Source organism: Kribbella sp. NPDC051587 (genome assembly GCF_044453945.1).
Lineage (GTDB): Bacteria > Actinomycetota > Actinomycetes > Propionibacteriales > Kribbellaceae > Kribbella.
In genome coordinates, this window is record NZ_JBITDE010000005.1 from 229632 (window position 1) to 252539 (window position 22908).

The window sequence follows — 22908 nt, forward strand, 5'->3', positions numbered from 1 at the left end:
TCCCCTGAAATTGACCCTTCTCCGGTCAAAAAACGAGAGGAGAACCGGCAACTTGAGGGGATATCCGGTCAAATTGTCCTGGGCAGCGGGAAGGGGCGGAGGGCTGCCCGGCAGCGAGGCGATGTGAGGCGGGAGGCGGAGCCGGGTGAGGTGGGGGCGGGGCCGGGTGAGGCGGGAGGCGGGGCCGGGTGAGACGGGGGCGGGTGAGGCGGGAGGCGGGAGGCGGGGCCGGGTTAGGTGGTCAGCGGGGGGTGCGGAGGGTGGGTAGGTGTTTGCGGAGGATGCGCTTGGCTTTGGCGGCGACCTTGCGGGGGTTGCGGAGTTGGGCGGCGCGGGCGACGGTGCGGGCCAGGGCGTAGGAGCGGGAGCCGTGGAGCTTGTTGCGGTCCACGGTGGCCTGCTGAACCTGGGCGCGGAGTTCGCGGATCCGGTTCTCGCGGGTCTTGAGGGCCTTGTTGCGGAAGCCGAGTGTGCGCTCGAGGCCGAAGACATGGCCTTGCATCTCGATGAGTTCCAGGCGGGCCTGGTCGGCGTCGGCGAGGGTGGTGCGGAGGTCGGGCTCGGCCTGCTCACGCGGATCCAGTACGGCGGCCAGCGCGGCTGCGAGTTGTTTGCCCCAGGCAACCTGTTCGGCGGCGATCGAGGCAGCGTACGGCGCGGCGGCCGGGGTCGGGGCGGCGGGGGCGATGCCGGACATCGAGAGCCAGACGGAGACCAGGTCGTCGCCGATCATCCACGGCGGCCAGGGGTGCCGGCGGTGGCCGTCGACCAGGCGCTTGTGGAAGCGGAGCCACGCGGCCGCGAGCAGGTCGGTCTTGTCGACGCGTTCGGGCGCGACCCAGCCCGAGATGCCGTGCGAGAACGTGTCGCCGTCGACGACCACGTCATCCCAGCGCAGCAACACGCGTGAGCTCTTCGCCCACTCCCCCAAAGCCGCCACCAGCTTGCGGAATCCCGGTACGTCCTCAGCCGCTGCCAGTCGGAACAGTGCGGTCTCCACGGTCTCCCCGCCAGGCACTTCACTCGGTACGACGGTTGAGTCGTACCCGACTGTCCCGAGCATGTCAGGTGCAACCGCACCGACCGTCGTACGCCAGCCGGTGTCCGTGGGAGTGGCCTTCAAGGTAGTGGGGCCGGACTGCGTGTAGAGCGCGTGGGGGCTCGGTGTGTTGCAGACGGCCAGCCAGGACGTGGGGATGGCGGCCAGCAGGCCGGCTCGGGCTGCCGTCTCGACGGGCTCCGATACAGAGGTCAGCAGCGGCGTGTCCACCGACTCCAGGGCCTGTTGAGCTAGGCGGGTCGGGAGGTGTCCGGGGCGAGCCAGCGCAGCGGCTTCTACGCCGATGAGGGTGTGGGAGGAGAAGTCGGCGTACAGCTGAGCCGGCCAGGGCAGGGCGGCTTGGAACTGGTCGACTGAGACCGGACGGGTGGGGTCGTCGTGCAGTGGGACCCACTCGTCGTCGCCGTACCGCAGGTGCGACGGGCGGCGGTCCAACAGGTTCACCATGGCGAACTCGTTGCGCAGACCCAGTACGACGACGGCGTCGGGCGCGGCGAGTGCCTCAACAGCGGCGAGGCGCTCGGTCCAGGTCAGGTGCTCGCTGTCGTAGCCGAGGACTCGGTCCAGGCCGTCGGCCGCGACGATGACCTCGAAGGGTGCCACCCCGTCGGTCGCTACCTCGAAGAGCGTGGGCTGTGCGGCAGCGACGGTCTGCAGGCCGTCCAGTGCACCGGCAACGACGTGCAGGCAGGGGCCAAAGGTCTCGGTCAGAGCCGAGGCGTCGGAGACGGAGCGGACCAGGATGGTGACGTCGGCCGAGTGCGCCAGCACGGACTCGATCAGCAATGGGGAGTGCGGGCCGAGAATCAGCGTCCGGCGGTTGGCCGGGATCACGTCGGTCAGCAGCGCGGCCAGCACGGGCTGACGCGCCGTGTGATCGGTCCACGGCTGCATCTCGCCACGAACCACCAGAACCTCAGACACGCTCTCTCCAATCGAACAGCATCCGCAGTTCCGCGGCCGGCATCATCCAGTCCTTGCCGAGCTCCAGGTCCGTGGTCGCTCGTGCCGCCTCCAGGTCGATCGACGAGCCGAGCATCTCCGGCCACAGTCGCTCGATCCGGCTCTGCCCACCGAACAGGGGGTTCTCACCGTCCATCTCCATCGGGTCGCCGTACACGGCCGGTTCGCAGCCGGCGGCGACGCCGTAGAAGATCGCGGTGGAGAGCCGGTTGGCCGCTACCCGCTTGTGTTTGCGCAGCTCGGCCAGTTGTTTGTAGAGGAACTGCTTGTCGGTCCCCTCGTAGGAGAAGCCGCGCCGCCCGAACGACACCACGCGGAAGCCGGCGTCCTCGTAGTACTGGCGTACTTCGGGCCGCTCGTACTCCGTGTAGTACAGGCTGAACGTCACCGGACCGGGCTCGGTCTCACGAATCTCGTCGATCAGCCGCTGGTGGTCGCCATGGATCTTGCCGCCCTCCCAGCCGTGGAAGAGGAACCAGAGCGTGCCCTCACGCTCCTCCTCCGGCACCGAAGGGGCTGGAGGTACGAGGTCGAGCAGGTACAGGAACGGCGCGCCGATGCTGTGGTAGTTCCGCCGCCCGAGCGCATGGCCGCGCCGACGCGGCGCATCGCTCCAGGTGAACCGCCAGGCGCCGTCGTAGAACTCGTGCACCGGGTTCCACCCACAGCCGATGTTCCAGCCGTGCTGCAGGTACCCGCGCAGTCGCGGCGGGTGGTCGTACTCCAGGCCGGCATAGCGCGCGAGGATGTGCGCCTGTCCGTAGTAGTGGTTGTGGTGATGCATCAGCGCACCTCCACATGCAGAGTGCCCGCATACGGCCGTACGGCGAGCGAGTGCTCCCCACTGCGGACCACCAGCGGCAACTTGCTGCACAGGAAGGGCTCGCACTGTACGGCGTGGGCCGAGCCGTCCATCGCGACCGCGAACAGGATCCAGTCGGCCAGCGACGCCGTCGGATCGACCGACACCCGGTGCTCAGTCGTCGGGTCCACTGTCGGGATCAGTGCGTCCAGCTCGACCACTGCGGACCAGCCGTCGTCGGAGAAGCTCCGCCGCGCCGGCACCTCGACGTAGTCATCGGTCCCCGGCAGGAAGCGCCGCCACGCGAACGACACCTCGCCCCAGTCCGGTCCGCGCGCGACAATCATGTTGCCCGCAGCAACTACTGAGGTGGCGGCGAAGCGGATCGGCGACTCGTGCAGGTTGACGTAGCCGCCGGTGGAACGGGTCATCGTGATCACCCGGCCGCGCTCGGCGTGCGACACCGCGCGGTCGCCGGCCGTCCAGAGCAGCAGCTTCTCCTCGCCGCCCGGACCACGCAGCCGGAAGGCCCGGGTGGTCCGCTGACTGAACGGATCGTCCGGGTTGATCTCTTCCATCATCGGCCGGATCGGCAGCCAGGCGGTGAAGTCGCGCCCGTCCACCTTGATCGGCACCTGCTCCTCGCCACCCGACACCGGCCGCGTGACGAACAACGACGGCTCGTCGAACGACGACCGCCCGTGCAGCACCAGCGCATCCGGCGTGTGCTCGATCGACGTCAACCGGCTGGGGTCGGACAACCGCCGTACGGCGAAGCATCCGTCCTGGCCGGCACCCGGCTGAACCCAGCTGGTCTCGTCGATCCACGCACCGGGCGGCCAGCCCGGACTACCCGCGGACTGTCCACGCAGCTGATCCCGCCGCCGCAACCGCCCCAACTTCAGCTGTACGTCGAAGTGCGCCGGGCCGGAGGTGCACCGGGCCAGCAGGTCCTTGTCGAGCACCACCTGGAACCCGACCCGGCTGGTGTCCCCGTGCAGGTCGATCGCGTCGTACCGGCGGACAGACAGCGGGTGCGGCCGTCCGGCGATGACCAGGTCGATGCGCAGGCTGGACGACTCACAGATGGCCAGATGCTTGATCTCAGCGGTGCCCTTGACCGACAGCTTCCCGTCGACCCACTTCACCTCACGGACGCTGGTGGCCAGCGTGAGGTCCTCTTCGGCGACTCGATAGAGCTCCGGCGCGACAGCACCGTCGTACAGGCCTGGGTAGTTGTAGACGTACTGCTTGCGCTTGCGCGGCCGCGGAAGGACTCGGGCGCCGCCGCGTAGACCGCCGTCCTCACGGAAGATGGCGAGCCGCCGGAGCAGTTCGACGTCCCCGGCCCGCACTGCCGCGTGCTGGATGCGGTCGTAGCGATGAGCCTGCGCCAGCGCGGCAGGGTCGAGCCGACCGAGCAGACTGCCCGCCAGGTCGACCAGTTCCTGCTCCTCACCCTTCGGGACCGCACCGAACGCCATCATCAGCGTCAGCAGGTCGATCTGGGTGAAGTGCGAGTGCAGCCGGTGCCGGATCGCGGGCAGCGCCTTGTCGGCCAGGTCCATCACCAGTCCGGCCGAGGTGACCCGGTCCTGCAGGTTGCCGAGCTGGAACTTCTGCTGGGTGATCGACTCACCGGACTCCCGCTCGCGCCAGTAGTAGACCGGTGCGGCGATGGTGTCGACGGTGACGGCGTCCAGATGCGCCTGCAGGGTGACGGGGTAGTCCTCGTACCGGATCGCGGGGAACTGGTAGCCGTGCTCGTCCCAGAAGGACCGCCGGTAGACCTTGTTCCAGACCATCCGGTCCAGGACGAGGTCGGTGACCTCGCTGACGTGGGTGGCGAACCGGTCCCGCACGAACGGCTGCCGGTGCAGCCAGGACTGCCGGACGCCGGAGCTGTTGTTGAACCGGCGCGCGTTGCCGCCGGCGAAGTCGGAGCCGGTCCGGTCGAGCGCGCCGACGAGCTTCTGGAAGCCGTGCCGGGTGACCAGGTCGTCGCTGTCGACGAACGTCAGGTACTCGCCCTGGGCGTGCTCGACGCCGGTGTTCCGGGCCGGTCCAAGACCGGCGTTGTCCTGCTGGACGATCCGGAACCGCGGGTCGCGGCTGCAGAACTCCTTCGCGATCACCGCACTGTCGTCGGGGGACCCGTCGTCGACCAGGATCGCCTCGAAGTCGGTCCAGGTCTGCCGGGCGATCGAGTCCAGACAGTCGCCGATGTACTCACCGACGTTGTAGAACGGCACCACCACGCTCAGCCGCGGGACCACTTAGGCGGAACTCCCCTCGTCCGAGAGGTGCGCCCTGGCCGCGCACCTTACGTAGCGGCAACGAGGTGAACGGTGAGGAGGTTATGCACGGGTTCGAACCCGTACCGTGCCCAGATCCGCTGGATTCCGGTCTGGTGCGCTTGGGTGGAGACCACCAGCCGACGGGTGTTCGCCGCATCTTCGATCGCCGACAGCAGGTGCCCGTACCGGCCGCGGCCCTGCTCGGCCGGTACGACGCCGGCCAACTGGATCTCGGTCCAGGAGCGCCGCTCGTCGACCGAGGCCATCGCGAGCACCCGACGGTCCGGACCGCGCAGGATGACCGCTCCGGCCTCCCGGATCCGCCGCCGCGCCCACTCCTGCCGCCCGGCGAGTGCCACGGCCCGGTCGAACAGCGGGTTGGCGCAGTAGTGGTTCCCGGAGTCGCCGAAGATGTCCGCGACCACGTCATCCACCAGGATGTCGTCTGCCGCCGGCTCGAGCTTTGCCGTGAACCCGGCCAGTGGGGCCGGCCGCCGACCCTTGCCGACCGGGAGCGACCAGTACACGACGGTGTCGGCCAGCAGCGGCTTCCGCGGTCCTTCGGACAGCGCCGCGAACCACGCGGTCTCCCGCGCCGGATAGCGCAGTACGACGACATCGGCCGTCGACCGCTCCACCGCGGCGAGCACCTCGGCCAGTGGCGTCCCGGCCGAGGCAGACACCGACATACGGTCGATCGAAACGCCGAACCGCTTGGCCGCGTCCACCGAGGGACGGATGCTCAGCTCGCCGGACTCGAGCGCTTCGTACCAACTCATAGGAGTTGGCAGCTTAGCGAATACTGTCGACTTCCGGGCGCTCCGCACGAGTCGTTCCGTGAACTCGGATGACCCTGTGTAAACCAAGCGTTTCACTCTAGGGTGAGCGCATGCGCGCACGGGCACGGCGGCGGGGGCCGCGTACGGCGGGGCCGTCTCTGACCGGGTTACTGGCCGGCGTCGCCGTCGGCGTCCTGGCGATCGTGTTGTTGCTGCAGCACGCCACCTTCTTCGAGGTCGGCCGGTTCGTGCTGTTCACCGCGCTCGGGGTGGCACTGCCCGGCTTCGCCCTGTGGCGGCTGATCGGCAGCTACAGCCGCAACCTGGTCGAGGACCTGGCCGGTGGCTTCGCAGTCGGTACCGCGGGCCAGATCCTCGTCTACCTGGCGGCCGCCTCGATCGGGCTGCAGGCGTGGTCCTGGGTGTGGGGTCCGGTCGTGCTGGTGCTCTCCTTCATCGACAGTGACGTCCGGGCGCGCGTCTGGCGCCGTGTCGCGCAACCACTCCGGCCACTGCAGGCGTGGCTGCTCGCGCTGTCGACCACAGTGGTCGTGCTGATCGTCTATCGCCGTGGGCCGGGTCAGTTCCTGCCCGCTTACACCGACCCGCTCCGCTCGTACCCGGACCTCGCGTTTCAGCAGGCTGTCGCCGCCAGCGCGAAGTACGACGTACCGATCGCGACGCTGTGGCTCGGTGGTGAGCCGATGAAGTACCACTCCTTCTACCACCAGGCGACGGCTGCGACGGCGTGGGCGACGCGGATCGACCTCACAGACCTCATCCACTCGCTGACCTGGTTGCCGCTGTTCTTGGCCGGATGCGGGCTCATCTTTGCGTTGGCCAGCCGGTTCGCACCGACTGCCGAGACGGGTGCCACGTGGGCCGGGCCCCTCGCCGTACTGGTTGCTGGACTTGGCGGAGCGATACAGCCGCTCGCACATGCTGGTTTTGGTGGCGTCTCGACCGCAGTCGCGGCGTACCTGAGTCCTACGCAGAATCTGGGCGTCATGATCGCTATGGCGCTCTGCGTGGTCGCGGTCGACCTCCTGCGCGCTGAGCCGCCACGGAGTCGGTGGGTGCTGCTGATCCTGCTCACGCTGGTTGCTTCAGGCTCCAAGTCGACCATCCTGCCCTTGCTGGGCTTCGGGTTCGCATTCGCCTTCGTGCACGCCGGCATGGTGCGGAAGAGCAACCGTACGGCGTTGCTGGGCGGCCTGCTGGCGTTTGTCGTGTTCATCGCGGCCCTGCTGACGATCTTCGGCGGGAGCACGTGGGGGACGGAGATCAAGCCGTTCAAGACCTTCAACCAGTTGTCGTCGTACTCACCGCTCGCGACGCTGTTGAGCTGGGGGCTCGCGGCTTGTGGCCTGTGGTTCCTCGGGCGCAAGTGGCGAGACGTCGGTACGGCGTTCCTGATGGGCTTCGCCGTCGCCGGACTGGCCGGGACCCTACTGACCTCGCAGTCCGGGATCAGCCAGATGTACTTCCTGCGGACGGCGTTCCCAGCGATCGCGGTGCTGGCGTGTGTCGGCCTGGCCAACCTGGTCGGCAAACTGGGCGATCGGCGCGGTGTCGTGCTGGTGGCCGTTGCAGGTGCGCTCGGACTAGTGGGACTCGCGGTTGCGCGTTCTCAAGCGGCCAGCTTCCAAGGCGTGTTGCGGCCGTGGCTGTACGCGTTAGCGGTGTTGCTGATCGTCGGAGTGGTCGTCGGGGTTGGCTGGAAGGCGTTCCGGCGACCAGGGAACGTCGGGATCGCGATGGTGGCCGCTGCAGTCGCCGCCTGCATGATCGGCGCGGTGCTGGTACCGCTGCAGGCCTTCGTGTCGGACAGTGCGTCCAACCTGGTCTACGCGAAGGTGTCGCGTGGTGGAGCGACCGCGGCCGAGGCCGGCGCGGCGATGTGGTTGCGGAAGAACACCCAGCCGGGCGACCTGATCGCGACGAACGCGCACTGCATCATCCAGAGCGGCAACGTCTGCGACAGCCGGCACTTCTGGCTCGCTGCCCTCTCCGAACGCCCGATCCTGGTCGAGGGCTGGTCCTACTCGAACCAGGCGAACCGGATCGCCCTCGAGACCAACTCCAACCCCAGCCTGATCCCGTACTGGGACAGCGGGAAGCTCGCCACCAACGACACCGCGTTCAAGTCACCGTCGGCCGACATCATCCAGCGCCTGCGCAACGCCGGGGTCCGCTACCTGTACGCCGACCACCGGGCCGGCGCGGTGTCGTCGAAGCTCGGCAGTTTCGTCAGCATCCGGCACGCGACGCTGGACGTGACGATCTACGAGATCAAGTAAAGCAGCGCGTCAGCCACTCGGACGCGCCCTTGGCCGTCGACCAGCTGCCACCCCGCGGCCGCTAGGCGCGCTCGCTCGGTCGCGTCGGTCAGCAGCCGCTTGAGCACCGCGGCCGCCGCAGTCGGGTCAGCCCGCAGCTCCGACAACACTCCGACACCAGCCGCGGTACCGGTGGCGATTGCGCGCTCGTAGCCCATCACCTGGTTGTCCACGACACACACCAACCCCGCGGTCGCTCCGAGACACAGCAGCTCCCAGGTCGACGTACCGGAGGCGCTGATCACCAGGTCCGCCTCGCGGACCGCAGCAGCGAGCTGGTCGGTCGGTCCGACCACACGCACCTGCGAAGAGACCGCGGCAACGGCAGCGGCCAGCTCCGGCGTCGGTGCGACCACGGTGGCGTCGAACGGCAGCCCAGTTGCAACGAGCGCTCGGGTGACGGCCGGACCGGCGGCAAAAGCATCTGTCCCGCCGAAGAACGCAAACACCCTCGGTACGGCGACCTGCCGCGCCGTCGGTGGGTCGACCGGGCGCAGGGCGCGGATCTCGTTCCGGATCAGCACGTACTCGAGTCCCGCGAGCCGGACAGTGTCAGGCGGCAGCACGGGATGGTCCAGCTCGGCTGCGAGGTTCTGGTCGACCAGCACGTCCGCCTCGGCACCCCGGAGGTCGCCGTCCACGATCGCCAGCGTGGGGACGCCGGTCCGCCGTACAGCGGGGTAGACGGCCGGGTCCAGGTCATACGAGTCGAACACCACGGCGTCGTACCGGCTGAGCACCTCGACGTGCTCCTCGGGAGTCCACACCGCCGCCCGGACCGTGATGCCTCGGGCAGCGATCTGTGCGGCTGCCCAGGGGACGGTGTGGGCGTCGCAGATGAACTCGACGGCGAGGCCGCGGAGCTGCAGCTCTTCGGCGAGAGCCAGGCAGCGCATCACGTGGCCGATCCCCCGCTGTGGACCAACATCGCACCGCACTCCGACCAGCCTCACGCCACAGACCGTATCCAAGTGGATTGAAAGGGTGGTTAACCGGGCAGCTATTGTTTCGGGGCGGCAACCGCACCCGTCCGTCCGAAGGAGCCCGCTCGACGTGTCCATCCTCACCGGCTCCGACATTCTGGTCACGGGCGGCACCGGGTCGTTCGGCCGGGCGTTCGTGCAGCACGCGCTGGATCGGCTGAACCCGCGCCGGATCATCGTCTTCAGCCGCGACGAGCTGAAGCAGTGGGAGGTCCGGCAGCTTTTCGGCGACGATTCGCGGCTGCGGTTCTTCCTCGGTGACGTGCGCGACCGGTCGCGGCTGCTGCGCGCCATGCACCGGGTCGACTACGTCGTGCACGCGGCCGCGCTCAAGCAGGTCGACAGCGGTGAGTACAACCCGTGGGAGTTCGTCCAGACGAACGTGATCGGCTCCCAGAACGTGATCGAGGCCTCGATCGACTCCGGGGTCAAGCGGGTGGTGGCGCTGTCGACCGACAAGGCGTCCAGCCCGATCAACCTGTACGGCGCGACCAAGCTGACCGCGGACAAGCTGTTCGTCAACGGCAACCACTACGCGGCCGCGTACGACACCCGGTTCGCCGTGGTGCGGTACGGCAACGTGATGGGCAGCCGCGGCTCGATCATCCCGAAGTTCCGCGCGCTGCACGCGGCCGGGCAGTCGCTGCCGATCACCGATCTACGCTGCACCCGGTTCCTGATCACGCTGCCGCAGGCGGTCGAGTTCGTGGTCGACTCGTTCGAGCTGATGACCGGCGGAGAGCTGTACGTGCCACGGATCCCGTCGATGAAGGTGACGGACCTGGCCGAGGCGATCGCCCCCGGAGCGGCGATGCACGACATCGGCCTGCGCCCTGGCGAGAAGCTGCACGAGGAGATGATCAGCCCGGAAGAAGGCCGGCGCGTGCTCGCGATCGGCAACCGGTTCGTGCTGCAGCCGGACCTCGCGACCTGGGGCTACATCGCGCCGGAGGGCGGCGTACAGCTGGACGAGGGTTTCCACTACTCGTCCAACACGAACGACCAGTGGTACACGATCGAAGAGATCCGCAAGATTCTCGAGGTCGATCACTAGTGCTTCCGTACGGAAGGCAGTCGATCTCTGTGGAGGACATCGCCGCGGTGACGGCTGTCTTGCAGGGGGATTGGCTGACGACCGGGCCGGCGGTGACGGCGTTCGAGGACGCGATCTCGCAGCTGGCCGGCGGGCATCGGGCCGTTAGCTGTACGTCGGGGACCGCGGCACTGCACATCGCGTACGCCGCTCTCGGGGTCGGACCAGGCGATGAGGTCGTGACGACGCCGATGACGTTCGTGGCGACCGCTTCGTGTGCGGCGATCCTGGGCGCTCGCGTGGTGTTCGCCGACGTGGATCCGGACACGGCGCTTCTCGACCCGGCTGCCGTGGCGGCTGTGACGAGTGAGCGGACGAAGGTGATCGCGGCGGTCGACTATGCCGGTCAGGCGGCGGACTACGCCGCGCTGCAACCGCTGGCTGACGCGGTCGGGGCGCGCACGCTCGCGGATGCGGCGCACTCCATCGGCGGGAGCGCGGAGGGGCGGCCGGTCGGCGATCTTGCTGACGTGACGACGATGTCGTTCTTCCCGACCAAGAACCTGACCACCGGCGAGGGTGGCGCGGTGGTCTGCAAGGACCCGGCGGTCGGGCAGCGGGCGCACGAATTCCACTTCATCGGTCTCGTGCGTGACGCCGAGCGGTTCGAGATCGTGGATGAGGGGCCGTGGCACCAGGAGGTGCACGAATACGGCGTGAACTACCGGCTGACCGACCTCGGGGCCGCACTCGGGCTGTCGCAGCTCGCCCGGCTGGCGGCGTTCAAACAGCGCCGCGCCGAGATCACCGCACGGTACAACGAGGCGTTCGCCGGGGTCGACGGTCTCCGTACGCCGGTGCAACGGCCCGGCGTGGACCCCGCCTGGCATCTGTATCCGGTGCGAGTGTTGGACGGGCGCCGTCGGGAGATCTTCGAGGGCATGCGAGCCGCCGGGATCGGTGTCCAGGTGAACTACATCCCCGTCTACTGGCATCCTGTCTTCGCACGGCAGGGTTACGCCCGCGGCCTGTGCCCGAACGCGGAGGCCTTCTATGCCGAGGAGCTCTCCCTCCCGCTCTACCCGGACCTCACCGACAACGACGTCGACCGGGTGATCGAGACCCTCACAAGACTGGTTGGCTAACGTGACTGATGTGACCCGATCGAATCTGGTCGGTGGAGAGATGCTCAACTGGTCGGATCTCCATCCGGCCGACAGCCGTCCCGCGGCCGGTGGATCTGCCGCCGTCAGCCTGCTCGCGGCGGCACTGAAGCCCGGCGACACCGTCCTCGTCGCGGGCCCGCACGCCACCAGCCTGTACGTCGATGTCGCGGCCCAGGCGGAGTCGATCGACATCCTGGTCCGGTCCGCGCCGGATGCCGAAGAGCTCGCCGAGTCCCTCACCCACGCCAAGACCCAGGTCTACTGCGGCTCCCTCGACCGCTTCGAGACCGACGAGACCTACGAGACCTACGACCTGATCGTCGCCCTCGACGGGCTGGAACGAATGGTCGGCCCCGACACCGCTTCGCTGCCCTGGTCGGCCGCACTGGCCAAACTCCTTGCCCGACTCACCCCGGGCGGCAGGTTGTTGCTCGGCGCAACCAATAGCTTCAGCGTCAACAAACTGATCCAGCCCGACATCACCGCCGCCCTCCCCCGAGACGAAGACTGGGGACGCTCGGTCGCAGACGCCCCTCCCGCCGGCCTCGGCCCCCTCAAGGCCGCGCTACGCGCGGCAGGCCTGGGGATAGCGGGAGAGCCGGAGAAGCCCGGACCGAGGCCCCTGGACCCCACTGCAGTGCACGCCAACGATGCGGACAACCCGCGCGGGGATGGGACTGCGGCGGCCCCTCTTGCTCGGATCTGCGGGGTTTATCCGTCTTTGGTGGAGGCGGAGGTTGCTGTTGGCAACGGTGGTCAGGTGGTGGCGGCGGAGGCGGCTCGGGTTGTTGCTGCTCGCAACGGTGGACCTACGCTGATGGATCCGTATCGGGTGGTGATGGATGCGGCCGCGGCTGGACTGCTGGTGGAGTTGGCGCCGGCTTGGTACGTCGCGGTGGGGGTTGAGGCGCCGGTTGACTCCACCAGCGGGGAGCTGGTGGAGGAGCGGCTGTTGGCGGCCTTGCGTGCTGACGACCAGACTGCTTTGCGACGGGAGATCGTGGCGTACGTCGAGTGGTTGCGGACGGCCCCCGAAACCGGTTCGCCGGACCACGTGATCGTGGAGGGAACGTCGTACCGGCTGTTCGGCGAAGGCGAGCAGGGGACGATTGAGGGGCACCTCAACCGGTTCGCGCGGCGGGCGTTGGAAAGTGGCTCTCGGCAACCTTGGCCGGCGGGTGGGGATGCGCAACAGCTGACGGCGCGGCTGGCTTCGATGGTGGGGATCACGGTGACGCCAGCCGCTACACCAGAGGTGATCAGGCCGTTGGGGAGTGCTGAGCAGCTCGCCACGGTCGCGCGGTTGGCTGATGAGTTGGCGCATGCGAGTGCGCGGGCGCTGCTGTTCCAGGGGACGATCAACGGGATCCGGAAGTCGGTGCCGTATCGGCTCGGGCACGCGATGCTGAACCCGGCGCGGGTGGTCAGGCGCCGGTTGAAGCGCGTGCTGCGGAGGCGCTGATGCATCACGCCAACCACTTCTACGGACACGCCGACGTGCTGGCGTCGTACGCCGGACTCCGCACACCGCGGCACATCTGGGGCTACCTCCAGCACGGCTGGAACATCCTGGACGGCTTCGCGCACGGCACGAACTTCGCGCCGGGGATGCCGAAGTACGTCTGGACCGACAGCGTCCGCCGGCGCGGGCAGTCGATGGGGCTGCGCAACTACTCCGTCATCGGGTCGGTCTGGCTCTACGTGCTCAAGAACCACCCGAAGCTGGCGACCCGGGACAAGAAGGCCAAGGGCACGCTCTTCTACCCGTTCCACGGCTGGGAGGGCCAGAACGTGCTCGGCGACCACGGCCGGATCGTTGCCTCGATCAACGAGCACGAGACCGGCCCGGTGACCGTCTGCCTGTACTGGAACGAATACCTGCAGCCGCCCGTCCGCAAGGTCTACGAGGACGCGGGCTTCCGCGTCATCACCCACGGGTACCGCGGTCTGCACTGGCGCAAGACCGACCCCGACTTCCTGGTCAAACAACTGCGCGAACTCCGCTCGCACACCCGCGTCGCCTCCAACCGGCTCAGCTCCGCCGTCCTGTACGGCGCCTCGGTCGGGTTGCAGCCCGGCGTGTACGGCGACCCGATGGTGCTGGAGAACGAGCACCCGTCGTTCGGCGGGCAGGCGCGGATCAAGCGGCTGTGGCCCGAGATGGACCAGCCGTTCGTCCCGCTCGCGATCGCCAAGGAGTTCACCGACACCGAACTGGGCGTCGACCACGTCGTCTGCCCGGCCGAGATCCGGGAGCTGTTCCGATGGAACGACTGAACGTCGGCATCGTCACCCAGGTCCGGGTGACGAGCTCACGACTTCCGGCCAAGGTGCTGCTCACCGCGGGCGGGCAGTCCTTCCTGGAGCACCACCTCGACCGGCTCAAGCAGACCGGCCTGCCGGTGGTGCTGGCCACGACCACGAACTACCACGACGACGTCGTACTGGAAGTGGCCAAGCATGCGGGTGTCCCGGTGTTCCGGGGCTCGGAGGACGACGTACTGAGCCGGTTCGCCGGCGCGGCCCGTGAGCACGAGCTGGACGGCCTGGTCCGGGTCACGTCGGACTGCCCGCTGATCGACCCGGCGATCATCTCCGCCGCCGTCGACCGCTGGCGCTCCGAGAAGGACCTCGACCTCTACATCTCGAACTGCCTGGAGCGCACCTACCCCCGCGGCATGGACTACGAGGTCTTCTCCGCCGCCCGCCTGTACGACGCGGAGTCCCGGGCGACGCTCCGGGCCGACCGCGAGCACGTCACGCCGTACCTGCACCGGAACCGCTCGGGTGAGATCCGCCTGCTGAACCTCCCCTGGACCGGCGGCGGCGCGCAGTACCGGCTCACGCTGGACACCCCGGACGACTGGCAGTTGCTCGAGATCCTCTTCGACGAATACGGCGCGGCACGCCTGAACTGCGCCGAACTGGTCGCGATTCTGGACACCCGCCCCGAGCTGGTCGCGCTCAACGCGCACATCGAGCAGAAGAAGCTCGGCGAGTAGCGACACGCATTCGTGCCGCTACGGCATGATTTACCGTGATGAGCACCGATGATCCAGCACCCGACCTCAGCGACCAGGCCCGCGCCGCGTCGTTCGGGGCCGTCGCGGCCGCGTACGACGCGGGCCGGCCGACCTTCCCGGTCGACGCGCTGACCTGGATCCTCGGCCCGGGACGCGGGCTGCAGGTGCTCGACCTGGGCGCCGGGACCGGGAAGCTGGCCGCCGTCGCGGCCTCGCTCGGCCACGACGTGGTCGCCGTCGACCCGTCCGAGGAGATGCTGTCCATCTGCCGGACGCGGCCCGGGATCGACACCATGGTCGGCGCGGCCGAGTCGATCCCGCTCGCCCACGGCTCGGTCGACGCGGTCATCGTCGGGCAGGCGTTCCACTGGTTCGACCACGCCCGGGCGCTGCCCGAGATCGCACGGATCCTGCGGCCGAACGGCGTACTGGGTCTGCTCTGGAACAACTACGACACGGTGGTGCCCTGGGTTCGCCGGGTGCACCGCGCGATCATGGGCGAGGACTACGGCGGCGGCGACAAGTTCGACCCGATGCCGATCCTGCTCCAGTCGGACATGTTCGCGGCGATCGAGACCGCCAAGTTCAAGCACTGGCAGGACCTCGACCGCGGCGGCCTGCGCAAGCTGGCGCTGTCGCACAGCCGAGTTGCGGTGCTGACCGAATCCCGGCGCGAGGCCGTGCTGGAGCAGGTCGACGCCGTCTACGAGACCTCGGCCCGGCCACCTGAGCCGTTGCGGATGCCGTACATCACCGGTTGTTACCGCACTCGGCCGAGCGACCTGGCGAACTACCGCCGTACTCTCGACGCCCCGGTCGCACCGCACCTGTAGCGGGCCGCTCGAAACATTTTGGTTGCGGACACGCCCTATAAGTCACAAACACCCTACTTAGGGCTAACGTGCACGCATGGAAGAGGACGTCGTGCGCGAGCGGGATGCCCGCGCCTATCAGGCCGTGCACGACGCGGCCGACTTCACCGAGCTCAAGCGACGGTACAAGAACTTCGTCGTGCCGTGGACGATCGCCTTCATGGCGTGGTATCTGGCGTACGTGGCCTGCAACAACTGGGCCCGTGACTTCATGGGCCACAAGGTGATCGGCCACATCAACGTCGCGCTGATCTTCGGCCTGCTGCAGTTCGTGTCGACCTTCGTGATCGCCGCGGTCTACGGCCGGTTCGCGAACCGCAAGCTCGACCCGCTGGCCGCCGGCCTGAACGCCAAGTACAAGAGGGAGCGCCGCCGGTGAGCCTCATACCTATGCTCATTCCGTTGGCGGATGGGGAACCCGGCAACCGGGTGCTGACCATCTCGCTGTTCTCGGCCGTGGTCGCCGTGACGCTGTACATCACCTGGTGGGCGTCCCGGCAGAACAAGACCGCCGCCGATTACTACGCCGGCGGCCGCAACTTCAGCGGCGCGCAGAACGGCCTGGCGGTGGCCGGCGACTACATGTCGGCGGCATCCTTCCTCGGCATCTCCGGCCAGATCGCCCTCTACGGGTACGACGGCTTCCTGTACTCGATCGGGTTCCTGGTGGCTTGGCTGGTGGCGCTGCTGCTGGTCGCCGAGCTGCTGCGGAACTCCGGCCGGTTCACGATGGCCGACCAGCTCGCGTTCCGGATGAAGCAGCGCCCGGTCCGGACCGCGGCGGCGTCCTCGACGATCGTCGTGTCGATCTTCTACCTGCTCGCCCAGATGGTCGGTGCCGGTTCATTGGTCGGACTGCTGCTCGGGGTGAAGAGCGAGGGTGTGAAGGCCGCGGTCATCATCCTCGTCGGCGCCCTGATGATCATCTACGTGACCATCGGCGGCATGAAGGGCACCACCTGGGTGCAGATCGTGAAGGCCGTGCTGCTGATGGCCGGCACCGTGCTGATCACCTTCCTGGTGCTGCTGAAGTTCCACTTCAACATCTCCGACCTGCTCGGCGCGGCCGCGGCGAAGTCCGGCAAGGGCGAGTCGTTCCTGCAGCCGGGCCTGCTCTACGGCAAGGACTTCGTCGGTCAGATCGACTTCCTGTCGCTCGGGCTCGCACTGGTCCTCGGTACGGCGGGGCTCCCGCACATCCTGATCCGCTTCTACACCGTGCCGGATTCGCGGTCCGCGCGTCGCTCGGTGCAGTGGGCGATCGGCCTGATCGGCGTCTTCTACCTGATGACGCTGGCCCTCGGGTTCGGCGCCGCGGCGCTGCTGAACACCGCCAAGGGTTCCGCGGTCGCGGAGTCGAAGGGGAACGTCGCCTCGCCGCTGCTGGCCGAGTCCGTCGGCGGTGGCGCCGGGTCGGTCGGTGGTTCGATCCTGCTGGCGCTGATCGCGGCGGTCGCGTTCGCCACGATCCTCGCGGTGGTGGCCGGCCTGACGCTGACCTCGGCCTCGTCGTTCGCGCATGACCTGTATGCCAACGTCATCGCGAAGACCAAGCCGTCGGAGAAGAACGAGCTGCGCGTCGCCCGGTTCGCGGCGATCGGGATCGGCGCGGTCGCAATCGCGCTGGCGATCCCGGCCCAGAAGCTGAACATCGCGTTCCTGGTCGCCCTGGCCTTCGCGGTGGCGGCCTCGGCGAACCTGCCGTCGCTGCTGTTCAACCTGTTCTGGAAGCGTTTCAACACCTCCGGCGTCGTCTGGAGCATCTACGGCGGCCTGATCTCCGCGGTCGTGCTCGTGGTCTTCTCGCCGGTCGTGTCGGGCAAGCCGACGTCGATGGTCACCGGCGCCGACTTCGCCTGGTTCCCGCTCTCGAACCCGGGCATCGTCTCGATCCCGCTCGGGTTCCTGTTCGGTGTCCTGGGCACGTTCCTCGGCAAGGACAAGTCGTCCGAGGCGCGGTACACCGAGCTCACCGTCCGCGCGCTCACGGGCGCCGGTGCGGAGACCGCTTCCAAGCACTGATCTCTCACCTCTAGGGCCCGACTCGCATCGCGAGTCGGGTCCTTTGGGTTTTTCTCGAACCGTTGACGCCTCCGTAGCACTGCCGTAACAATGAGCCAGCGCTACGCAAGAAATTGGCAAGTCTACGAAAGTTCCGAACTCTCGCGTGGCCGCTACCCCTTTGCGTTCTCCACCGCCCATCAGGAGAGGCCATGCGAATTCCCCATTGGCGGCTGCCCGTCGCCTTGCTCGCCGCGAGCCTGGCGCTGTCGGCCGGCCCACTGCTGCACTCCACCGCGGCCAGTTCGGCGAGCGCCGCCGTACTGGCCGGTCCGAACCTTGCCGCCGGCAAGGCCGCGTCGGCCGGCTCGGTCACCCAGAACTACGTCGCGTCGAACGTGACCGACGGCAACCAGGGCACGTACTGGGAGAGCGCCAACAACGCCTTCCCACAGTGGGTGCAGGTCGACCTCGGCTCCTCGGTCGCCACCAACCAGGTCGTGCTCAAACTGCCGAGCGGCTGGGGTTCGCGGACCGAGACCCTCGCGGTCCAGGGCAGCACCGACGGCCAGAACTTCAACGACCTGTCGGCGTCGGCGGGCCGGGCGTTCAACGCTCCGACCAACACCGTCACCATCGACTACGGCAACTCGACCGTGCGGTACGTCCGGATCCAGGTCACCGCGAACACCGGCTGGCCGGCCGGGCAGCTGTCCGAGCTCGAGGTCTACGGACCGGCGACCGGTGACACCCAGGCTCCCACCGCCCCGGGCAGCCTGTCCTTCACCGAGCCTGGCGCCGGCCAGATCCGGCTCGCCTGGAACGCGTCCACCGACAACGTCGGCGTGACCGGGTACGACGTCTACGCGAACGGCCAGCTCCGCACCAGCGTGGCCGGGAACGTCCTGACCTACACGGACACCCAGCCGACCAGCTCGACGATCGCGTACTTCGTCCGGGCGAAAGATGCCGCGGGCAACCAGTCGCCGAACAGCAACACGGTGACCCGCAACGGCAGCCAGGGCCCGGGCAGCAACCTCGCCGCGGGCAAGCCGATCACGGCGTCCGGCTCGGTCTTCACCTTCGTGGCGACGAACGCGAACGACGACAACGTGACGACGTACTGGGAGGGCAACGCCAACCCGGCCACGCTGACCACCGAACTCGGTGCGAACGCCGACCTCAGCTCGATCGTGATCCGGCTCAACCCGGACTCGGCCTGGGGCGCGCGGACGCAGACCTTCTCGGTCCTCGGCCGGGAGCAGAGCTCGTCGACGTTCACCACGATCGTGGCGAGCGCGGCGTACAACTTCAATCCGTCGTCGGGCAACCTGGTGACGATCCCGGTCAGTGCCCGGGTCGCCGACGTCCGGCTGAACTTCGCCGCGAACACCGGCGCTCCCGCCGGGCAGGTCGCGGAGTTCCAGGTGATGGGCGTTCCGGCACCGAACCCGGACCTGTCGCTTTCGAACGTGACGTGGACGCCGACCGCACCGGTCGAGACCGACACGATCACGGCCCGCGCGACCGTCAACAACACCGGCTCGGCCGCCTCGCCGGCGACCGACGTGAACTTCTACCTGGGCACCACCAAGGTCGGTACGGCGGCGGTCGGCGCGATCGCGGCCGGCGGCTCGACCACGGTCAGCGCCTCGATCGGAGCACGGGACGCGGGCAGCTACACGCTGAGCGCGAAGGTCGACGAGGCCAACACCGTGATCGAGCAGAACGACGCGAACAACTCGGCCACCGCGGCGAGCGCGCTCGTGGTGACTCCGGTCGCCAGCTCGGACCTGATCGCCGCGGCGGTCAACTGGACGCCGAACAACCCGTCCGCGGGGAACAGCGTGGCCTTCTCGGTCATCCTGAAGAACCAGGGCAGCATCGCCACCGCATCGGGGGCGCACGGGATCACGCTGACGCTGCTGAACGGCAGCTCGACGGTTGCCACGTTGACCGGTTCTTACAACGGTTCGCTGGCGTCGGGTGCCTCCACGTCGGCGATTGCCCTGGGCAACTGGACGGCGGTCAACGGCCGGTACACGGCGCGCGTCGTACTGGCTGACGACGCGAACGAACTGCCGGTGAAGCGCACGAACAACACCAGCGAGCGGCCGTTCTTCGTGGGTCGCGGCGCGAACATGCCGTACGACCACATCGAGGCCGAGGACGCCTCGGTCGGCGGCGGCGCGACCGTGATCGGCCCGAACCGGACCATCGGCGACCTCGCCGGTGAGGCCTCCGGCCGGCGCGCGGTCACGCTGAACTCGAACGGCTCGTACGTCGAGTTCACCACCCGGGCGTCGACGAACACGCTCGTCACCCGGTTCTCCATCCCGGACTCCGCTGGTGGCGGCGGGATCAACTCCAGCATCAACATCTACGTGAACGGCACCTTCCACAAGGCGTTGCCGCTCACCTCGAAGTACTCGTGGCTGTATGGATCGGAGTCCGGCCCGAGCAACTCGCCAGGTGCGGGTCCGGCCCGGCACATCTACGACGAGGCGAGCATCATGCTCGACTCGACCGTCCCGGCCGGTGCCAAGATCCGGCTCCAGAAGGACCCGGCGAACACCACGACGTACTCGATCGACTTCGTCGACACCGAGCAGGTCGCGCCGATCCCGAACCCGGGTGCGGGGTACGTCGTACCGACCGGGTTCAGCCAGCAGAACGTGCAGGACGCTCTGAACCAGGTAGCGCAGAACTCAACCCTGCAAGGGGTTTACCTGCCCGCGGGTGACTATGCGACGTCGAGCAAGTTCAACGTCGGCAGCCGGGCCATCAAGGTGGTCGGCGCCGGGCCGTGGTACACCCGGTTCGTCGCACCGACGACCCAGACCAACACCGATGTCGGGTTCAGCGCCTCGTCCGCGGCGAACGGGTCGACGTTCAGCGGGTTCTCGTACTTCGGCAACTACGACAGCCGCAACGACGGTCCGGGCAAGGTGTTCGACTTCAACGGCACCGCGAACATGACCATCGACAACATCTGGGCCGAGCACCAGATGTGCCTCTACTGGGGTGCGAACACCGACAACTCCACGATCAAGAACTCGCGGATCCGGGACTCGTTCGCCGACGGCATCAACATGACCAACGGCTCGGCCGGCAACACCGTCAGCAACAACGACGCCCGGTCCACCGGTGACGACAGTTTCGCCCTCTTCAACGCCATCGACGGTGGCGGCGGCGAGGTCCGGGACAACGTCTTCGAGAACCTGTCCGCGACGCTCACCTGGCGGGCGGCCGGCTTCGCGGTCTACGGCGGCACGAACAACATCTTCCGCAACCTGTACGCCGCGGACATGCTGACCTACCCCGGTGTCACGATCAGCTCGCTCGACTTCGGCATCCCGATGAACGGCTTCGGCGCCACCCCGCCGACGCAGTTCCAGAACGTCTCCATCGTCCGGTCCGGCGGCCACTTCTGGGGCAACCAGGCGTTCCCGGCGATGTGGATCTTCTCGGCCTCCAAGATCTACCAAGGGATCCGGGTGAGTGATCTGGACATCGTCGATCCGACGTACAGCGGGATCATGTTCCAGACCAACTACGTCGGCGGTCAGCCGCAGTTCCCGGTCGCCGACACCATCTTCACCAACACGACGATCTCCGGAGCCCGCAAGTCCGGCGACGCCTTCGACGCCAAGTCCGGCTTCGGCCTCTGGGCCAACGAACTCCCCGAACCCGGCCAAGGCCCCGCCGTCGGCACCGTCACCTTCAACAACCTCACCCTGTCCAACAACGCCGTAGACATCCGCAACACCACCTCCACCTTCACCATCAACCGCAACTAGCCGAACGGTCGGAGGGGCCGCCCCGGCGGCCCCTCCATCTGCCCCGCCCTGCCCCACGATGCCCCGGTGTCGTGGGGCGTTTCGCCTTGCACCAGATGAAAAAGTCTTTCGGGTGCCGACCCACGTATTCGTCGATGAGAACAAAGTCAAAGGCCTGCTGATGGCTGCCTCACACTGTCCAGCAGGTGACGTCAGCGTTGTCCGCAAGACCTTGCGAGGGCTCCTGCTCTCGAGACAGGAGCGACTGCATTTCCGCAACGAGAGCGACCGACGCCGGAAGCAGATCCTCGGCGCGATCGCCGAATTCCATCTACTGACCGACCTCTACCAGGTGGATCGCAACACGCACGAGGCCCGCCGCCAATGCCTCGACTCGATCGTTCGCGATGTCGCGGCGACAGCCGAGCGCCTGGTGGTCGAGCGGGACGACTCGACGTACGAGCACGACCGTCGGTGCCTCCGAGAGGCGACGCACCGCTTCGGCTGCCACGAGAGTCTGCGGTGGGACGTCCTGGTCGCCAAGGCGGACCCGCTGCTCTGGGTACCGGATGCGATCGCATGGTGCTGGTCTCGCGGAGGCGATTGGCGGAAAGCCGTGGCTCCCCTCTGCGAACTGCACAGGCTCTAGACAGCGCGAAACCCGGCTCGTCCACCGTCCGGAGGGCTGCCGGGTCCACTTCCTCGGGACTCGTGTCCCGAGGCACTACTTACTGTAGCGGATTCGCGGCGGGGCACCAGCCGATTTCACCAACTGCCCCGAGATGCCCCTGAAACCCTTGGAAACCCCGAATTCAGCTGTTCTGCATGAGGAGGGTGTGGGCGGTGGGGGTGAGGGAATGGAGGGAGGTGCCTTGGGAGCGGTGGGTGGTGACGAGGGAGGCGGCGCGGAGGATTCGGGTGTGTTCGGAGGTGGAGGCGAGGGAGATGCGGATGCGGCGGGCCAGTTGGGTGGTGCTGGCGGGGGTGATGAGGGAGCGGAGGACGGCGGCGCGGGTGCGGCCCAGGAGGGCGGCGAGGGTGTCGGCGTCGGGGTCGTGGGGTTCGGCGGCGGGGCCGTCGGCGCAGGGGTAGATGAGGACGGGACGACGGCGGGGGTTGTCGTCGACCAGGCACTCGGCCAGCAAGGGCGAGGGGTAGAGCTGAAGGCCGCGGCCGCGGAGGTGGACCTCGATGCTCTCGTTCAGGCGCAGGGTGTGCACGGTGAGGATGGGGGGCGTCCACTCGGCGTCGGGGTGCAGGGTTGTCAGCAGGGCCTCGATGCCGCCGTGCATGAGCGTGTGCGCCCGCTGCGCGAGATCACCGGCGTACTGGCGGGAGAGCTCGTCGGAAGACTGCGCGAGCACGTTCTGATGGAAGTCCAGTACGGCGGTGCCGAGCGCCTGCCGGGCGGAGGCGTTGCCGGCGCGCAGGCCGTGCAGGTACGGGTCGATGTCGCGCGGGAAGCGCTCGTCGAGCTCCTCACGGAAGACCTCTGTGGGGGTTCCGGCGAGCAGTTCGGCGGCGGATTGCACGCCTGGGGTGGCGACCGTCGGAGTCAGGAAGTCGGGGAACCACCCGCTCGGGGCGATCAGCTTGAACAGCGGCCGCATCGAGGGCGACACCAGCGGCGCCGCGGCCTGCCGCCAGCGGCGTGCGGCCGGTGGGAGCGACTCGCGGGCGGCGGCCGCGCTCAGCGCCCGAGCCGCCAGCGCCGCCTCCCACAACGGCTCCGGCTCGGCCGGGAACACCACCCGTCCCAGGTCTGCCGCGCTGAAGTGAATCCGGATCATGCCAGAAGTCTGCGCCCTCCC

17 protein-coding genes are annotated in these 22908 nt (G+C 68.2%); 11 read left to right on the plus strand and 6 right to left on the minus strand.

The annotated features are described in order from the left end of the window. Positions 1–241: 241 nt before the first annotated feature. The 4 genes from ACIA49_RS20345 to ACIA49_RS20360 are packed head-to-tail and all read right to left on the minus strand — an operon-like array spanning position 242 to position 5901. The gene (locus ACIA49_RS20345) at positions 242–1984 is read right to left on the minus strand and encodes a hypothetical protein (protein ID WP_396378753.1); all 1743 of its coding nucleotides are present in this window, start codon (positions 1982–1984) and stop codon (positions 242–244) included. Next, positions 1977–2807 (minus strand): hypothetical protein, encoded by an 831-nt coding sequence (locus tag ACIA49_RS20350; protein WP_396378754.1) that lies wholly within the window; start codon positions 2805–2807, stop codon positions 1977–1979. Before ACIA49_RS20350 ends, ACIA49_RS20345 begins: the two co-directional genes overlap by 8 nt. Beyond that, positions 2807–5101, minus strand: a complete 2295-nt coding sequence (locus tag ACIA49_RS20355) for a glycosyltransferase family 2 protein (protein WP_396378755.1) — start codon at positions 5099–5101, stop codon at positions 2807–2809. The genes ACIA49_RS20350 and ACIA49_RS20355 overlap by 1 nt, the downstream gene beginning before the upstream one ends. 47 nt (positions 5102–5148) lie before the next feature. Then, positions 5149–5901 (minus strand): GNAT family N-acetyltransferase, encoded by a 753-nt coding sequence (locus tag ACIA49_RS20360; RefSeq protein ID WP_396378756.1) that lies wholly within the window; start codon positions 5899–5901, stop codon positions 5149–5151. 110 nt (positions 5902–6011) lie between these two features. On the opposite strand from ACIA49_RS20360, the gene ACIA49_RS20365 reads away from it, so the two are divergent. Further along, entirely contained in the window at positions 6012–8201 is a 2190-nt protein-coding gene (locus ACIA49_RS20365; protein WP_396378757.1) for a hypothetical protein, read from the plus strand. Here the strand turns inward: ACIA49_RS20365 and ACIA49_RS20370 are convergent. Further along, entirely contained in the window at positions 8186–9193 is a 1008-nt protein-coding gene (locus ACIA49_RS20370; RefSeq protein ID WP_396378758.1) for a PseG/SpsG family protein, read from the minus strand. The genes ACIA49_RS20365 and ACIA49_RS20370 overlap by 16 nt on opposite strands. A 100-nt stretch (positions 9194–9293) precedes the next feature. Here ACIA49_RS20370 and pseB point away from each other — a divergent pair, with 100 nt between their 5' ends. The 10 genes from pseB (at position 9294) to ACIA49_RS20420 (ending at position 21746) form a co-directional block, all read left to right on the plus strand. Further along, positions 9294–10277 carry a UDP-N-acetylglucosamine 4,6-dehydratase (inverting) gene (gene pseB / locus ACIA49_RS20375; RefSeq protein WP_396378759.1) on the plus strand — a complete coding sequence of 328 codons (984 nt, stop codon included), beginning with the start codon at positions 9294–9296 and terminating at the stop codon, positions 10275–10277. Positions 10278–10306: 29 nt separating this feature from the next. Further along, positions 10307–11401 (plus strand): DegT/DnrJ/EryC1/StrS family aminotransferase, encoded by a 1095-nt coding sequence (locus ACIA49_RS20380; RefSeq protein ID WP_396378760.1) that lies wholly within the window; start codon positions 10307–10309, stop codon positions 11399–11401. A 10-nt stretch (positions 11402–11411) separates the two neighbouring features. Beyond that, on the plus strand, positions 11412–12884 hold the full coding sequence (locus ACIA49_RS20385; protein ID WP_396378761.1) for a hypothetical protein: 1473 nt from the start codon (positions 11412–11414) through the stop codon (positions 12882–12884). Further along, a complete protein-coding gene (locus ACIA49_RS20390; RefSeq protein ID WP_396378762.1) occupies positions 12884–13699 on the plus strand; it encodes a hypothetical protein in 816 nt (271 codons plus the stop codon). Before ACIA49_RS20385 ends, ACIA49_RS20390 begins: the two co-directional genes overlap by 1 nt. After that, a complete protein-coding gene (locus ACIA49_RS20395) occupies positions 13687–14424 on the plus strand; it encodes a cytidylyltransferase domain-containing protein (protein WP_396378763.1) in 738 nt (245 codons plus the stop codon). The genes ACIA49_RS20390 and ACIA49_RS20395 overlap by 13 nt, the downstream gene beginning before the upstream one ends. Positions 14425–14462: 38 nt before the next feature. Continuing rightward, the gene (locus ACIA49_RS20400) at positions 14463–15278 is read left to right on the plus strand and encodes a class I SAM-dependent methyltransferase (RefSeq protein WP_396378764.1); all 816 of its coding nucleotides are present in this window, start codon (positions 14463–14465) and stop codon (positions 15276–15278) included. A 76-nt stretch (positions 15279–15354) separates the two neighbouring features. Further along, positions 15355–15696, plus strand: coding sequence for a DUF485 domain-containing protein (locus ACIA49_RS20405; RefSeq protein WP_396378765.1), 342 nt, complete (start codon positions 15355–15357; stop codon positions 15694–15696). A gap of 11 nt (positions 15697–15707) precedes the next feature. After that, a complete protein-coding gene (locus tag ACIA49_RS20410; RefSeq protein ID WP_396378766.1) occupies positions 15708–17339 on the plus strand; it encodes a cation acetate symporter in 1632 nt (543 codons plus the stop codon). Between the two features lie 191 nt (positions 17340–17530). Further along, complete coding sequence (locus tag ACIA49_RS20415; RefSeq protein WP_396378767.1) at positions 17531–21118, plus strand: discoidin domain-containing protein; 3588 nt, start codon at positions 17531–17533, stop codon at positions 21116–21118. A 112-nt stretch (positions 21119–21230) separates the two neighbouring features. Continuing rightward, the gene (locus ACIA49_RS20420) at positions 21231–21746 is read left to right on the plus strand and encodes a hypothetical protein (protein ID WP_396378768.1); all 516 of its coding nucleotides are present in this window, start codon (positions 21231–21233) and stop codon (positions 21744–21746) included. A 163-nt stretch (positions 21747–21909) separates the two neighbouring features. On the opposite strand, the gene ACIA49_RS20425 is transcribed toward ACIA49_RS20420, so the two are convergent. Further along, positions 21910–22887, minus strand: a complete 978-nt coding sequence (locus ACIA49_RS20425) for an ArsR/SmtB family transcription factor (RefSeq protein ID WP_396378769.1) — start codon at positions 22885–22887, stop codon at positions 21910–21912. Positions 22888–22908: the final 21 nt, after the last annotated feature.